Origin of the sequence: Mesorhizobium sp. B2-5-13 (assembly GCF_006440535.1) — a bacterium.
GTDB lineage: Bacteria > Pseudomonadota > Alphaproteobacteria > Rhizobiales > Rhizobiaceae > Mesorhizobium > Mesorhizobium salmacidum.
This window is the reverse complement of record NZ_VFUI01000004.1, coordinates 88,789-103,304: the sequence shown is the minus strand read 5'-3', so window position 1 is coordinate 103,304 and position 14,516 is coordinate 88,789. Positions and strand designations below refer to the sequence as shown.

Annotated in this window: 17 protein-coding genes; 10 read left to right on the top strand and 7 right to left on the bottom strand. The window is 64.0% G+C overall.

All coding sequences use genetic code 11. From position 1 onward, the window contains the following. Window positions 1-10: 10 nt before the first annotated feature. Entirely contained in the window at window positions 11-1,018 is a 1,008-nt protein-coding gene (locus FJ434_RS08990; protein ID WP_140746071.1) for a polysaccharide deacetylase, read from the bottom strand. A 215-nt stretch (window positions 1,019-1,233) separates the two neighbouring features. Here FJ434_RS08990 and FJ434_RS08985 point away from each other — a divergent pair, with 215 nt between their 5' ends. Both FJ434_RS08985 and der read left to right on the top strand, forming a co-directional pair. After that, window positions 1,234-1,899 (top strand): tetratricopeptide repeat protein, encoded by a 666-nt coding sequence (locus tag FJ434_RS08985; protein ID WP_140745755.1) that lies wholly within the window; start codon window positions 1,234-1,236, stop codon window positions 1,897-1,899. A 61-nt stretch (window positions 1,900-1,960) separates the two neighbouring features. Beyond that, on the top strand, window positions 1,961-3,391 hold the full coding sequence (gene der / locus FJ434_RS08980) for a ribosome biogenesis GTPase Der (protein WP_140745753.1): 1,431 nt from the start codon (window positions 1,961-1,963) through the stop codon (window positions 3,389-3,391). On the opposite strand, the gene FJ434_RS08975 is transcribed toward der, so the two are convergent. After that, the gene (locus FJ434_RS08975) at window positions 3,287-4,312 is read right to left on the bottom strand and encodes a LysR substrate-binding domain-containing protein (protein WP_246678251.1); all 1,026 of its coding nucleotides are present in this window, start codon (window positions 4,310-4,312) and stop codon (window positions 3,287-3,289) included. The two genes, der and FJ434_RS08975, sit on opposite strands and share 105 nt — an antisense overlap. Before the next feature lie 116 nt (window positions 4,313-4,428). On the opposite strand from FJ434_RS08975, the gene FJ434_RS08970 reads away from it, so the two are divergent. The 7 genes from FJ434_RS08970 to FJ434_RS08940 all read left to right on the top strand — a co-directional run bounded on the left by FJ434_RS08970 (window position 4,429) and on the right by FJ434_RS08940 (window position 9,994). Further along, the gene (locus FJ434_RS08970; RefSeq protein WP_140745751.1) at window positions 4,429-5,721 is read left to right on the top strand and encodes an MFS transporter; all 1,293 of its coding nucleotides are present in this window, start codon (window positions 4,429-4,431) and stop codon (window positions 5,719-5,721) included. 143 nt (window positions 5,722-5,864) lie between these two features. Then, the gene (locus FJ434_RS08965; RefSeq protein WP_140745749.1) at window positions 5,865-7,046 is read left to right on the top strand and encodes a cell wall hydrolase; all 1,182 of its coding nucleotides are present in this window, start codon (window positions 5,865-5,867) and stop codon (window positions 7,044-7,046) included. 256 nt (window positions 7,047-7,302) lie between these two features. Further along, a complete protein-coding gene (locus FJ434_RS08960; RefSeq protein ID WP_027142300.1) occupies window positions 7,303-7,704 on the top strand; it encodes an AtpZ/AtpI family protein in 402 nt (133 codons plus the stop codon). A 57-nt stretch (window positions 7,705-7,761) separates the two neighbouring features. Then, entirely contained in the window at window positions 7,762-8,520 is a 759-nt protein-coding gene (locus FJ434_RS08955) for a F0F1 ATP synthase subunit A (RefSeq protein WP_027142301.1), read from the top strand. A gap of 85 nt (window positions 8,521-8,605) precedes the next feature. Beyond that, entirely contained in the window at window positions 8,606-8,830 is a 225-nt protein-coding gene (locus FJ434_RS08950) for a F0F1 ATP synthase subunit C (protein WP_013896722.1), read from the top strand. A gap of 62 nt (window positions 8,831-8,892) precedes the next feature. Further along, window positions 8,893-9,492: a F0F1 ATP synthase subunit B gene (locus FJ434_RS08945; RefSeq protein WP_140507881.1), complete on the top strand. Its 600-nt coding sequence runs from the start codon at window positions 8,893-8,895 to the stop codon at window positions 9,490-9,492. Window positions 9,493-9,502: 10 nt separating this feature from the next. Then, window positions 9,503-9,994, top strand: coding sequence for a F0F1 ATP synthase subunit B (locus tag FJ434_RS08940; RefSeq protein WP_140745747.1), 492 nt, complete (start codon window positions 9,503-9,505; stop codon window positions 9,992-9,994). Window positions 9,995-10,112: 118 nt separating this feature from the next. On the opposite strand, the gene FJ434_RS08935 is transcribed toward FJ434_RS08940, so the two are convergent. Both FJ434_RS08935 and FJ434_RS08930 read right to left on the bottom strand, forming a co-directional pair. After that, window positions 10,113-10,814, bottom strand: a complete 702-nt coding sequence (locus FJ434_RS08935) for a ribonuclease HII (RefSeq protein ID WP_140745745.1) — start codon at window positions 10,812-10,814, stop codon at window positions 10,113-10,115. Between the two features lie 153 nt (window positions 10,815-10,967). Beyond that, complete coding sequence (locus FJ434_RS08930) at window positions 10,968-12,122, bottom strand: PA0069 family radical SAM protein (protein ID WP_140746069.1); 1,155 nt, start codon at window positions 12,120-12,122, stop codon at window positions 10,968-10,970. A gap of 151 nt (window positions 12,123-12,273) precedes the next feature. Here FJ434_RS08930 and FJ434_RS08925 point away from each other — a divergent pair, with 151 nt between their 5' ends. After that, window positions 12,274-12,801: a glycosyltransferase gene (locus tag FJ434_RS08925; protein WP_140716907.1), complete on the top strand. Its 528-nt coding sequence runs from the start codon at window positions 12,274-12,276 to the stop codon at window positions 12,799-12,801. Between the two features lie 31 nt (window positions 12,802-12,832). Here the strand turns inward: FJ434_RS08925 and moaB are convergent, their stop codons facing one another. From moaB to FJ434_RS08910, 3 genes are read right to left on the bottom strand one after another with little or no spacing between them, the layout of a single operon-like run. Then, window positions 12,833-13,387: a molybdenum cofactor biosynthesis protein B gene (gene moaB / locus FJ434_RS08920; RefSeq protein ID WP_027142307.1), complete on the bottom strand. Its 555-nt coding sequence runs from the start codon at window positions 13,385-13,387 to the stop codon at window positions 12,833-12,835. A gap of 1 nt (window position 13,388) precedes the next feature. Continuing rightward, complete coding sequence (locus FJ434_RS08915; protein ID WP_140745743.1) at window positions 13,389-14,276, bottom strand: 4-(cytidine 5'-diphospho)-2-C-methyl-D-erythritol kinase; 888 nt, start codon at window positions 14,274-14,276, stop codon at window positions 13,389-13,391. Between the two features lie 26 nt (window positions 14,277-14,302). Further along, on the bottom strand, window positions 14,303-14,488 hold the full coding sequence (locus FJ434_RS08910) for a membrane protein (protein ID WP_027142309.1): 186 nt from the start codon (window positions 14,486-14,488) through the stop codon (window positions 14,303-14,305). Window positions 14,489-14,516 lie beyond the last annotated feature (28 nt).

Sequence of the window (14,516 nt, the reverse complement as noted above, 5' to 3'; positions counted from 1 at the left end):
GGTTGGCGGTTTAACCGCCAACCGAGGCCTGCTTTTGGACGCCATCCTGCCGCGAAACATAATCGCGAAAACTGATGCATTCGACATCTGATTTGACGCAGACCTCGCCGGCAAAGCGTTCCAGCGCGTTCCAGTAGGCGCCGTCATTCATCAGCGTGAAGTGGAAGCCGAGTTCCAGCGGAATGCGCTTGCCCTGATATTGCGCATCGAACGCGGCGCGAAACGCCTGATAGGTCCGGTCGGCGAACTCCCCGGCCTTGCTCGGCCGCTCGAAGCCGCCGGAATGCCGGACATAGAGATTGTAGTCCATGGCGATCACCGGCCGCGATGTCGGTCCCTCCGGGATTAGCGGTAGGGAAAAACGGGTGATGCCGCCGACGGTCGGCGGCAGGGCAGGGCCCTTTGAAACGCCGCTGGCGTCGAATTTATAGCCGGCCGCCGGCAGTGCCTCGTAAAGCGCTTTGCCTGTCGACAGATACGGTGCCCGGAAACCCACCACCGCATGCCGCGCGAAATCACGCCAGCCCTCGGGTTCGGGCGCAATGCCGTTGATCGCATAGGCGTTCTCGAGAATGTGCTCGAAGGAGCCGAACTCTTTCAGCCAGTCGGCCTTGGTCCAGTCCTTGCCGTCGAAATGGCCGCAGACGTGGCTGGCGATGTCGTGGCCCTCGTGGGCAGCGAGGCCGATCTGTTCCAGCCGCTCGGCCACTTCCCGCCTGGAAATGGCAAAGCCGATGTTGGATTTGCCCGCGCTCTCGCCCGGCGCGGTATATTGGCCGCGTGTCTCGGGCGACAGGAGGAAGACGCAGGACAGGAAATAAGTAAAATGCGCGCCGGTGCGCTGGGCCAGCGCCCTGCTGCGCTTCCACTGCGAGATATCGCGCGCGCTGTCGAAGGAGATGATGACGACCTGCTTCGGCCTTGCCGGTGCTGGTGGCGCGGGCGGATCGGCCAGGGCCGCGCCGGCGGTGGCGAACGAGGCAAGCGAGAATGCGACAGCGCGGGACAAACAAGGGATCGGCAAATTTACGGGCTCCGGGTGGTCGGCAAGCCGGCTATCGCGCAAATGTGGCGCCGGTGCGATTGGGGTTTTCGTGGGTTTGCCCCGGGGACAAACATTCGTTTGCCCCGGCAATAGCCGATTTTCCGCTCGAACCCCTTCCATGCCGACAAAATTTCGCTAAAACGCGGGCTCATGAACCGCCCCGGCCCGGGGCAGGAATGGTTTGATTGATGTCCGACGACAGTTTTATCCGCGAAGTCAATGACGAGATGCGTCGCGAACAGGCGCAGAAGCTGTGGGACCGTTTCGGCCCGGCCTTGCTTGTGATTGCCATCCTGGTGGTGCTCGGTACCGCCGCCTTCGTGGGCTATCGCTATTGGGACGAGACACGTGCCAACCGCTCCGGCGACGCCTTCTCGCAGGCGCTGAAGCTCGCCAATGACGGCAAGAACGATGACGCGCTGGCCGCGCTCATTCAGCTGGAGAAGGATGGCTACGGCGCCTATCCGCTGCTCGCCCGCATGCGCGCCGCGACCGTCAAGGCCAACAAGGGCGACGTCGATGCCGCCGTCAAGGATTTCGACGATGTCGCCGCCGACACCGCTATTCCCCAGGGTCTGCGCGACATGGCGCGGCTGAGGGCGGCGCTCCTGCTCGTCGATCACGGCTCCTTCGCCGACGTGTCGAGCCGCGTCGAGGCGCTGACATCGGACACCAACACGCTGCGCCACAGCGCACGCGAGGCGCTTGGGCTTGCGGCCTGGAAGGAAGGCAAGACCCAGGACGCCCTGAAACTGTTCGACCAGATCGCCTCCGATGACGGCGCCCCGCGCAACACGCGAGAGCGGGCGACCTTGATGTCCGAGCTGATCCGCGGGTCGGGCAGTGCATCGTGACCCCTTGCCCAAGGCGCGCAGCGGTTTGGGACCACGACATGCATGGAAGATGTAGGGTCGGATGACATTCAAAGTCGCCATCATAGGCAGACCTAACGTCGGCAAATCGACGCTTTTCAATCGGCTGGTCGGAAGGAAGCTGGCGCTTGTCGACGACACGCCGGGCGTTACCCGTGATCGCCGTGTCCATGCCGCCAAGCTTTACGATCTTCATTTCGATGTCATCGACACAGCGGGCTTCGAGGATGCCGGCGCTTCGACCTTGCCGGGACGCATGCGCGCGCAGACCGAAATCGCCATCCGCGAGGCGGATCTGATCTTCTTCACCATCGACGCCAAGTCCGGCCTGTTGCCGGATGATAGGACCTTTGCCGAGGTCGTGCGCAAATCCGGCAAACCGGTTGTGCTGGTCGCCAACAAGGCCGAGGCGCGCGGCGCGCAAGGCGGCATGCTGGAAGCCTGGGAGCTCGGGCTTGGCGAGCCGATCCCGGTTTCGGCCGAGCACGGCCAGGGCATGCCCGACCTGCGCGACGCCGTGATCGAAGCGCTTGGCGAGGCGCGCGCCTTCGGTGAAGACGAGGACGGCGAAGACGAAGAAGCCGCCGCCAACGAAGTGCTGATCGGCGAGGACATCGCCGATCCGGATGCAGAGCCGGCCTATGACGACACCAAGCCGATGCGCATCGCCGTCGTTGGCCGTCCTAACGCCGGAAAGTCGACGCTGATCAATGCACTGATCGGCGAGGAGCGGCTGCTGACCGGACCGGAAGCCGGCATCACCCGCGATTCCATCTCCGTCGACTGGGACTGGCGCGGCCGCCGCATAAAACTGTTCGACACGGCCGGCATGCGCCGCAAGGCCAGGATTCACGAGAAGCTGGAAGTGATGTCGGTGCAGGATGGCTTGCGCGCCATCCGCTTCGCCGAGATCGTCATCATCGTGCTCGACGCCACCATTCCCTTCGAGAAGCAGGATCTGCAGATCGCCGACCTGATCATCCGCGAGGGCCGGGCACCGGTGATCGCCTTCAACAAATGGGACCTCATCGACAACCCGCAGGAGCTGTTGGCCGAACTGCGCGAGAAGACCGAGCGGCTGTTGCCGCAGGCGCGCGGCATCCAGGCCGTGCCGGTCTCGGCCGAGACCGGACGCGGCCTCGACAAGCTGATGGATGCGGTGCTGAAGACGCACAAGGTCTGGAACAGCCGTGTTTCGACCGGCAAGCTCAACCGCTGGCTAGAAGCCATCCTGACGCATCATCCGCCGCCCGCCGTTGCCGGGCGCCGGCTGAAGGTCAAATACGTCACCCAGGCCAAGACGCGGCCGCCGGGCTTCGTGGTCCAGTGCTCGCGGCCGGACGCGATGCCGCAAAGCTATGTCCGCTATCTATCCAACAGCCTGCGCGAAGCCTTCGACATGCCGGGCGTGCCGATCCGCATCGCGCTGCGCACTTCGGACAACCCCTTCGCTGGCAGGGCGAAGAAGCGCTGAGGCTCGGCTCGGCAACAGGTTCTCTTTCGTCTCGGCGCCCTCAGGCAACGCCTCGAACGCCGATTGCAGCAGGATGTCGGCCAGCCGCGCCGCGACCGGATCGAGCTCGGCATCCTTCTGCTGCAGGTGCAGCGCCATCTTCGGCAGCGGCGGCAGCCCGAGCACTCCGGGCGCGAGCGCCCTGACATTTGCGGGCAGGCCGATATCGGTGCGGATCGTCAGCCCGAGGCCTGCTGCCACCGCCGCCCATATGCCGCCAAGGCTAGGGCTGGAGAACGCCATGCGCCAGGGCCGCCCGGCACGATCCAGCGTCTCGGTCGCCACGGTGCGCAGCAGGCAAGGCGCCTCGAACACAACCAGTTGCAGCGTCTCGTCAGTGTGTGGGCCTGCCTCCATCGGTTTTGCCGGGCCGATCCAGCGCGCCTGCACGTCGGCGACATGCCGGCTGTATGGCAGCTTCGTGCCGTCATGCCAGGCGAGTGCGATGTCGAGATTGCCGGAGAGGATACGCTCGGCCAATTCGTGGCTGCGCCCGATCCGTGCTTCGATCCGAACTTTGGGATGGGCACGGGCGAAGCGACCGAGCACTTCCGGCAACACGGCTTCGCCGAAATCCTCCTGCAGGCCGAGCCGCACCCAGCCCTCCAATTCGACGTCACGGATGGCCAATGCTGCCTCGTCATTGAGCTCGATCAGGCGCCGCGCATAGCCGAGCATCGTCTCGCCGGCTTCGGTCAGTGACAGGCCGCGCCCCGCCTTGCGGAAGATCGGCGTATCGGCCTGCTCCTCCAGTTTCTTCAACTGTGCGCTGACGGCGGAGGTCGAGCGGCCAAGCCGCTCGGCTGCCCTGGCGAAACTTCCCAGTTCCATCCCGGTGATGAAAGTTCTCAGCACGTCAAGATCGAATGTGACACGTCGCATTGGATCGTCCTTGTTTTCAGGATTATTAATCAAAAACTTCCTGATTTTATGGATGAAGCTATGACGCTACATCCATCCCGTCAAGGCCGCTCGACCGGCGTCACGGGAATGGAATCATGTCTGCCACCGTCATTCGCAACGATTACCAGCCATCCGGGCGAGGCGCCGCCACCATCCCGGCCGGCCGGACCTTCGGGCCTAATCATCGCTGGAAGGTCCTGGGTATCGGGGTTGCCGCGAACGCCGGTTTCTCGGCCACTTTTTCGGGCATACCGGCCACGGCGGTCGTGCTTCGCCAAGGCTATCACTTGAACAATGCCGAACTCGGCCTGGCGCTCGGCCTTCTCGGGCTGGGGGTTGCGCTCAGCGAACTGCCATGGGGTCTGCTCACCGACCGCTGGGGGGATCGCCGCGTGCTTCTGATCGGGCTTGGCGCGACGGCGGCGTGGCTGCTTGCGATGGCGATGGTCGTGGTGCCGACAAGGGCGGGCATTCCCGATGTCACGCTGCTGGCGGCAAGCCTGCTCGTCACGGGACTGCTCGGCGGCAGTGTCAACGGTTCGAGCGGTCGCGCCATCATGGCCTGGTTCAGCGAGAATGAGCGCGGTTTTGCCATGAGCATCAGGCAGACGGCGGTGCCGCTTGGCGGCGGCCTCGGCGCGCTCGTCCTGCCTTCGCTTGCCCTGGCTTTCGGTTTTGCCGCGGTGTTCGGGCTCCTGGCGGCGGCATCCGCTCTCTCCGCCCTGTTCGCCTGGCGTTGGCTGCACGAACCGCCGGCGGCGAGTGGCGGCCACGCCGTTCCGTCTGGCGTGGCCGGTCCGGCACCGTTGCGCAACACAGAGGTCTGGCGCATCTCGACCGCCATCGGCCTGCTCTGTTTTCCGCAAGTGGCGGTCCTCACTTTCGCATCGGTGTTCCTGCACGACTTTGCCGGACTTGGCACGACGGCGATCAGCACCAGCCTCGCCGCGGTACAGGTCGGTGCCATGGTCATGCGCGTCTGGAGCGGCCGCTTCACCGACCGCCACGGCAACCGCCGTCAGTTTCTTCGCTTGTGCAGTGCGCTGAGCGCCCTGGCCTTCGTGATGCTCTGGGTGCTGGTTCTGGCCGTACCCGCAATGCCTGGCAGCCAATCCTTCCTGATCGCTGTCCTGCCCTTGGTGCTCGTCGTCGCCGGCATCTCGGTCTCTGCCTGGCACGGCGTTGCCTATACCGAGCTTGCCACGCTGGCCGGTGCCGGACATGTCGGAACCGCGCTCAGCCTCGCCAACAGCTTTGTCTTCGTCGGCTTCTTCCTGGTGCCGGTAGCCATTCCGGGGCTGCTGCACCTCTGGTCCTGGCCCGGCGTCTGGCTGTCGGCCGCGGTTTGCGCGCTGATCGCCTGGCCGATCTTCCTGCCGCGGGCCTGAGTTCCCGCCGCAAAACCGCCCGACTTCGAAGCCACGACCTTGAACCGACCGGGAAAACCCGACCGATCCCGTTAACGTCCCATCAAGGTTAATGCATCATTTTGCTCTCCAGTGGGGTCAGTTGCGTTCCTGGAGAGAGTTCCGTGCATCGACGTGTGTTGAAGCGGCTGATGGCCGCCGCCGGTGAGAAACGCAGCCTTGTGTCTCCGTTCATCATCGGTCTCGGTATCTGGATCGGCTTTCCGACCGTCGCCGCCTACCAGGACATGACCAGCCTCGTTTCCGGCCTTGAATCGCCGACCGCGCGCTGGAACGCCTATGTCGAGAAATCCGTCGCCGGTTCGGTCCACGCGGCCGAGATGCCGTTCGTCGAGTCCGACATCACCGGCTCGATCTCGGGTTCCGGCGTTCGCCTTCCCGGCATCGGCTCCGTTTCGTTCCGCGGCAAGGGCGGCAAGGTCAGCGGGTCGCCCGACGAGGATCGCGTCGTGCGCGCCGACAAGAAGGGCCGCATCGTCCAGGTCTCTCCCGTAGCGCCGCCGAAGAACTTCAATGCCGGCTCGATCTTCCAGCGGACCTCCTCGCTGATGCGGCCGAGCATGGACAGCGACCTGAAAATGGCATTCGCCAAGCCTCAGATCAAAGGCAAGGAAATCCAGATCGCCGCGGCCTTCCACGCGCGTGAGGACAGGAAGCCGGATCCCGGCGTGCCGGCCATGCTTGCCGCCCTCGTCAACAACGACCATCCCGATGTGCTGGCGACCGCCTATGCGCAATCCGCGCCGGACTATGCCAAGGCCTCGCCCTTTGAAGCCCTGCTTCAGGACGAGCAGCCCAACAGCGGCCGCTTCATTCCGCCGATGGCCAAGGGCGACCACGCCTGGATCCAGAATCCGCTTCCTGCCGGCGTCTTCTCCAAGCCGGAGCAGAAATGCCTGGCCAACGGCATCTATTTCGAGGCACGCGGCGAAGCCGTGCGCGGCCAGGCCGCCGTCGCCCAGGTGATCCTCAACCGGGTCCGCAATCCCGCCTATCCCAATTCGATCTGCGGCGTCGTCTACCAGAACGACAACTGGTTCAACCGCTGTCAGTTTTCATTCGCTTGCGACGGCAGGAAGAAGCGCATCGACAATCCTGTCGCCTACCAGACCGCACAGGACATCGGCATGGCCGTCACCGCCGGCAAGATCTTCATTCCGGAAGTAGGATCGTCCACCCACTACTATGCCAATTATGTCCATCCCGGCTGGGCGCGCACAATGCAGAAGATGACCAGGATCGGCCTGCATATCTTTTACCGGACCTATGGTGGCGGCTGGAGTTGAGCGCCCGCCGCCCGCCGTTCTTTTCGCGCGGTCGCACGGTCGATCGGAGAGCCGTTGTCTGGGGGATTCGCGCGGCGCATCCCCCAGATCGCCGCGGGCACGATGTCGCACCTTGCTATTACATTGATTTCATTGTCTAAAATACACAGCTCGGAAGTTCCGTCCGTGGCTTGACGGGCGCAAACCCTCTAACTATGTTGCCGGCGACTTTAGAAGCGGACGGACGGTGACGGTCTGCCCGGGCAGGGGGGTTGCGATGGCCGAAAAAAAAGGGCCAGACGGAACCGGAGAAACCGGCCGTGGCAAAGAGCATGACCCCGAAATCCGCGACGACGATCTTGAGCGACGTCGGCGTGAACTTGGAGCATCGCTTGCGACAAGGCTGCCGAACCGGCTCGAGGGGAAAGACGACGCGAAACCAGTGACCGGATACGGTCAGGCGATCAAACTATCCAGCGAGTTTATCGCCGGGGTGGTGGTGGGCGCCGGCATCGGCTGGATCATCGACCGTATGGCGGGGACATCGCCGTGGGGTCTGATCGTTTTCCTGCTGCTTGGTTTTGGCGCCGGCGTGCTCAATGTCATGCGTTCGGCTGGCGTTGTGGCGGAATTCGGACAAGGTGCCAAGCCGCGCCATGACCGGGACGACAGCAAATGACCGCCCTTCAGGCGGCAATGGTAATTTAGCCGTACGCGGCATTGACGGGGTTTGAACGTGGCAGCTGACAAGGTCGATCCGATCCACCAGTTCCATATCAACAAGCTGATACCGATCGAGATCGGCGGCTATGACCTGTCTTTCACCAATTCCGCCCTGTTCATGGTCGCCACCGTCGTCGTTGCCGCGGCGTTCCTGTTCCTGACGACGTCGAGCCGCAGCCTGGTTCCAGGCCGACTGCAGTCGGTCTCCGAAATGGCTTACGAATTCGTCGGCAACATGCTGCGCGACGCCGCCGGCACGCAGGGCATGAAGTTCTTCCCCTTCGTGTTCTCGCTGTTCATGTTCGTGCTGGTCGCCAATCTGCTCGGCCTGTTTCCCTATTTCTTCACTGTCACAAGCCACATCATCGTCACCTTCGGCCTCGCGGCCCTGGTGATCGGAACCGTGGTGGTCTACGGCTTCATGAAGCATGGTCTTGGTTTCCTCAAGCTGTTCGTGCCGCATGGCGTGCCGGTGTTCCTGCTGCCGCTGGTGGTGCTGATCGAGGTCATCTCCTTCGTGTCGCGCCCGGTCAGCCTCTCGGTTCGTCTGTTCGCAAACATGCTTGCCGGCCACATCACGCTCAAAGTGTTCTCTGGGTTCGTCGTCAGCCTCTCCGCGCTGGGCGCGGTCGGTGTGGCGGGTTCGATCCTGCCGTTGGCGATGGCGGTGGCGTTGACGGCGCTTGAACTGCTGGTCGCTTTCTTGCAGGCCTACGTCTTTGCCGTGTTGACCTGCATGTATCTCAACGACGCCCTGCATCCCGGGCACTGAGGCCAAGAGTTCCGGCCCAAGAGTTTCCAACATTGGTGCCGGATGAAATCGCAACGGAATTTTCAGATCCAAAGGAGTTGAACAAATGGACGCAGAAGCAGCAAAGTACATCGGCGCCGGCATCGCTTGCCTGGGCATGGGTGGCGCGGGCATTGGCCTGGGCAACATCTTCGGCAGCTACCTCTCGGGCGCGCTGCGCAACCCGTCGGCTGCCGACGGCCAGTTCGGCCGCCTGATTTTCGGCTTCGCCGTGACCGAGGCTCTGGGCATCTTCTCGCTTCTCATCGCGCTGCTGGCCCTGTTCGGCTGAGTACTGAGAAGATTGGACAGGCCAGCCGCGCTAGCGGCGGGCCTGATATCTGGGGATAGTCCATGTTCGTGACATCTGCCTTCGCGCAAGAGTCCGCGCCATCAGCCGACACCAGCCACGCTGCGACCGGAGGCGACACGCATTCCGGCACCAGCGTGCCTGCCGAAGCGCACGGCACGTTTCCGCCATTCAATCCGGAGACGTTTCCGTCGCAGCTTCTGTGGCTGGCGATCACGTTCGGGCTGTTCTACCTCTTCCTGAAGCGGGTCGTGATGCCGCGCGTCGGGGGCATCATCGACGTCCGCAACGACCGCATCAGCCAGGATCTCGACCAGGCAGCCAAGTTGAAGGGCGAGGCAGACGCCGCCGTTGCCGCTTACGAGCAGGAACTGGCTGAAGCCAAGAAGAACGCCAACTCGATCGGCCAGCAGGCCAACGATGCGGCCAAGGCGGAAGCCGAGACCGCGCGCAAGAAGATCGAGGCCGCGCTCGACGCCAAGCTTGGCGAGGCCGAGGCACGCATTGCTTCCATCAAGGCCAACGCCATGAAGGAAGTCGGCAGCATCGCCGAGGACACCGCTTCGGCGATCGTCGAGGCACTGGTTGGCGGCAAGACCAGCAAGGCCGAGATCGCGGCCGCGGTCAAATCCGTGGCCCGGTGAGGAGCGCATCATGGACGCTACATCTCTCGCAACGCTCTGGGCCACGATTGCCCTGATCATCTTCCTGGGCATCGCCGTCTACATCAAGGTGCCCCGCATGATCGCCAAGGCGCTCGACGCCCGCGCCGCCAGGATCAGCAGTGAACTCGACGAGGCACGTAAGCTGCGCGAAGAAGCCCAGCAACTGCTCGGTCAGTACAAGAAGAAGCGCAAGGAAGCCGAGCAGGAAGCTGCCGACATTGTCGCGGCCGCCAAGCGCGAGGCAGATCTGCTGGCCGCCGATGCCCACAAGAAGACCGAGGATTACGTTGCCAGGCGCACCGCGCTTGCCGAGCAGAAGATCGGCCAGGCCGAACGCGAAGCGATCGGCGAAGTGCGTGCCAGCGTCGTCGACATCGCTGTCGAGGCGGCACGCGCATTGCTCGCCACCAAGGTCGACTCCAAGGCCGGAGCCGACCTGTTCAGGTCCGCGCTGCAGGATGTGAAGGCGAAGCTGAACTGAGCTGAACGACCAATATTGAAGAGCCGCCCGGGCAACCTGGCGGCTTTTTTATGCGGTGCGCCAACGCTGCCAATCTCCCCCACAACGGGGGAGATCGACCGACACCGCTGCCGTCGTTTTACTCCAGCCCGGCGAAGCTTTCTTCTTCTTCTTCCGTCACCTCGGCGCCGCCCAACCGGAACGGCGCAAACGAGGTGCGGTGCAGCCGAGCGACGGGGCCATGCGCCTCGATCGCCGTACGGTGCCGGACCGTGGCGTAGCCCATATGGACTTCGAAGCCGTAGCGATCGTGATGATTGCCGCAGCCGCACATCATGCGGTCGCGCATGACCTTGGCCACGATCGAGGCCGCGGCGATCGACTGCGAGCGCTGGTCGCCCTTGATCAGCGCGCGCCCTTCGCAGGGCAGTCCCGGCGGCACGTCGCGCCCATCCGCCAGCGCGAGCTTTGCCTGGATGGGCAGCCCGACAAGTGCGCGGCGCATCGCTTCGAGGCTCGCCTTGAGGATGTTGCTGCCATCGATGCCTTCGGCGCTGACCGACGCCATCGAGACGCCGAGCGCGGAGCCGATGATGCGCAGAAACAGCGCTTCGCGCTGCAAGTGGCTAAGCCGCTTGGAATCGTCGAGCCCTTCGGGAATGTTGGCGGGGTCGAGTACCACTGCCGCCGCGACCACCGGCCCGGCCAACGGGCCACGGCCGGCCTCGTCCATCCCTGCGACCGGCCACATGCCATCGGCCATCGCCTTCGTCTCGAAGGAGAAATCGGGTTTCTCGACGATTTCGAAGAGAAGCGGAGAATCAGAACGCGCGCGAGCCATGTTGCGGCGAGGTTCGCATCGGCTCTGATTCTCCGCAAGTCCGTCCGGGTCGGGTGGGGCGCCGGACCGGGAGGGCACCGTCTGCAGGCCGGGGCAGGCCGGACGGGATTTTTTTGCCACGGCGGTAATGAACAGCCGCGGTGTTTTTCGGCTTCAGAGCAGCATCAACTGCTCCTGGTCCTTACCGGCCGCGACGAACTGGTCGGTCCGCAGCGTGCGCCGTTCGGCATTGAGGCCGAGCCGCTTGGCGGTGATCTCGAAGCGCCGACCGATCTGCCAGGCATAAGGTCCGGCGCCCTTCATGCGCTTGCCCCACTCCGAATCGTAGTCCTTGCCGTCGCGCATCGAACGGATCAGCGACATGACGTGGCGATAGCGGTCGGGATAGTGGCGCAGCAGCCAGTCCTTGAAAATCGGGCTGACCTCCAGCGGCAGGCGCAGCACCACATAGCCGGCCTCGCGCGCACCGGCATGGTGTGCCGAGTCGAGGATGCGTTCCATCTCCTGGTCGGTCAGGCCCGGAATGATCGGCGCCACCATCACCGAAGCCGGGATACCGGCATCCGAAAGCTGCCTGATCGCTTCCAACCGCTTGGTCGAGGTCGATGCGCGGGGTTCCATCGTCCTGGCCAGCATGCGGTCAAGCGTCGTCACCGACAGCGCCACCTTGGCGAGCCCGCGCTCGGCCATGCGCGACAGAATGTCGATGTCGCGCACCACCAGGGCTGACTTGGTGACGATGCCGACCGGATGACCGCGTGCCTCCAGCACTTCGAGGATTTCGCGCATGATCCGGTACTGCTTCTCGATCGGCTGGTAGGGATCGGTGTTGGTGCCGATGGCGATGGTGCGCGGCTGGTAGCCATCCTTCGACAACTCCTTGTCGAGCAGGCGTGCCGCATCCGGCTTGGCGAACAGCTTGGATTCGAAATCCAGGCCCGGCGACAGGCCCATGAACGAGTGCGTCGGCCGCGCGAAGCAATAGACGCAACCGTGCTCGCAACCGCGATAGGGATTGATCGATCGGTCGAAGGAGATGTCGGGCGATTCGTTGCGGGTGATGATGGTGCGCGGCTTCTCCACCTGCACCTCGGTCTTGAACGGGGGCAACTCCTCCAGCGAACTCCACCCATCGTCGAAGACATGCCGGCTGACAGATTCGAACCGGCCAGACGGATTGATGCCCGCCGATCGGCCACGGTTGCGGTCCGGACGGACCCGCATGCCACTCTGCTCGATCATCGCGTTGGCCATCTCGGCTCGTCCTGCTCCGAAGGCCGCAATATCGGCGCGCATGATCGGTTCCATCTTCGCCCGCTCCCAGGGACTGTCCATGTTGTGTCGAATCGCTCTGCTCATGAAATTATTCCTATTTTATTGATGAGAACAAATCAAGAACTTTTCTATGGCGCGATGCAAAAACTGGCGTCGGTCAGTGGTTTCCGCTATTCGGCTCACGATGCTCAGTGTTCTCATCGAAACGCATAATGACGAGGAGGGTCTCGCCCGCACGCTGGCGACGCTGATTGGCGGCGCGGTCGAGGGCGTGGTGCGAGAGGTCGTCGTCTGCGACACCGGCTCGACCGACCACACGCATCGTGTCGCCGAGCATGCCGGCTGCCACTATGTGGGGAGCGGCGGCATCGCCGCCGGCATCCGCCAGGCCAAGGGTGACTGGCTGCTGTTTCTCGAACCGGGTGCGAGGCTGGTAGAGGGCTGGATCGACGCGGTCGTCGCCCATACGGCCAGGCAGACCATGGCCGCCCGGTTCGCGCGGGCGCGGGGCAGCCGTACGCCGTTCCTGGCTAGGGTCTTTTCCGCAAACCGTGCTCTCGCCGACGGACTGGTGATCAGCAAGCGGCAGGCGGCATCTCTGGCCAAGACTGCCGGCAGCGCCGAGGCGTTGGCGCGCGGTCTGGCGACTAAGAAGCTCGACGCCGAGATCTGGGTGGCGCCACCGAGGCAGGCGCAGCGCTCTCCCAGTTGATTTTTGCAGCTGCTCTGCGTGGCGTTGCTTTTTAAGGGGCCGATTTGCCGCGCCGCAGATGTTCGTCCAGGCGCGGCATGATCTCGACGAAGTTGCAGGGCATGTGCCGGTAGTCGAGCTGTGCCTTGAGGATGCCGTCCCAGGCATCCTTGCAGGCGCCGGGCGAGCCCGGCAGCACGAAGACGAAAGTGGCGTTGACGACGCCGCCGGTCGCCCGGCTCTGGATCGTCGAGGTGCCGATCTTGTCGTAGGAGATGCGGTGGAAAACTTCCGAAAAGCCATCCATGCGCTTTTCGAAAATCGGCTCCAGCGCCTCGGGTGTCACATCGCGGCCGGTGAAACCGGTTCCACCGGTGGTGATCACGACGTCGATGGCCTTGTCCCGCGACCACGCCAGAACGGTGTCACGGATTTTTTCGCGGTCGTCGGTGACGATATCCCGGCCGGCCAGGATGTGGCCGGCCTCGGTGATGCGATCGGCCAGCGTCTGGCCGGATTTGTCGTTGGCGAGGCTGCGTGTGTCGGAAACCGTCAGCACCGCGATGCGCACCGGAATGAAGGCACGGCTCTCGTCAATCCTGGCCATCTCACTCAGCCTCCGATGCAATGCTGCGTGTTGCGGCGACGAACCAGTCGGGCTGGCGGCTGCGGATCTCGGCCGCCGCGCGCTTGGCGACATTGCCGGTCTCGAACAGGCCGAAGCATGTCGCGCCAGATCCGGACATTCGTGAAAAACCCGATCCGGCCTTATCAAGCCATGAAAGCGCCCTGCCTATGGCGGGCCGCATCGCAAGGGCCGCAGGTTCGAGATCGTTGCGGGTGATCTCCAGCCAGTTGCGCAGGCTGTGAAACTCGATGCTGCGCGGCAGCGGCGGCAGTGGCTCATTGTCGCGCCGGGACAGTGCTGCGAAGATTTCCGCCGTCGAGACCGGCGTGCCCGGATTGACCAGCACCAGACCCAGCGCCGAAAAATCCGGCACCATCGACAGCTCCTCACCGATGCCGCGCGCCACCAGCGGCTTTGCCGCCAGGCACATCGGCACATCGGCGCCAAGCGAGAGACCGATCCGCGCCAGCTCGGTGCTATCGATGTCCAGCCCCCAGCTGTCGGCCAGCCCGCGCAGCACGGCCGCCGCGTCGCTCGACCCTCCGCCCACGCCGGACGCGACTGGAAGGTTCTTTTCGAGCCTGATGATCACGGGCGGCGTGCTCCGAAGACCGGCGGCCTGCCGTAACGCGTCGCGTGCCTTGAGCACCAGATTGCCGCCATCGGGCGGAACGTCCGGCGCGTAGCGGCCGGATACGGCGAAGTCGTCGCCTTCAGCCGGCGCGATCTCGATCCTGTCGCCAAAGCGCGTGAACACAGCCAGGCTTTCGATGAGATGATAGCCGTCGGGGCGCCTGCCGGTGACGTGCAGGGCAAGGTTTATCTTGGCCGGCGCTGCCCATGTCCGGACATGCGGGCCGGACTCCACAGTCTCGATTGCGAGTGAAATGAGGGTCAGTCCTTGGCCAGCCGGTATTCGCCGGTCTTCGGATCTTTGACCAGCGTTCCCATCGCGCCGTTGGCCGCCTGCTTTTCGGTCCGCCGTACCTTGGCCGTCACGCGCTCAGCCTCGCGCAGGAAGGTGCGATAGCCGAAATAGGCGGCAATGCCGACGACGGCGAAGAAAATAAGTTGCGGCATGTCGAAACTCCTACCACGCTGGGCCGGT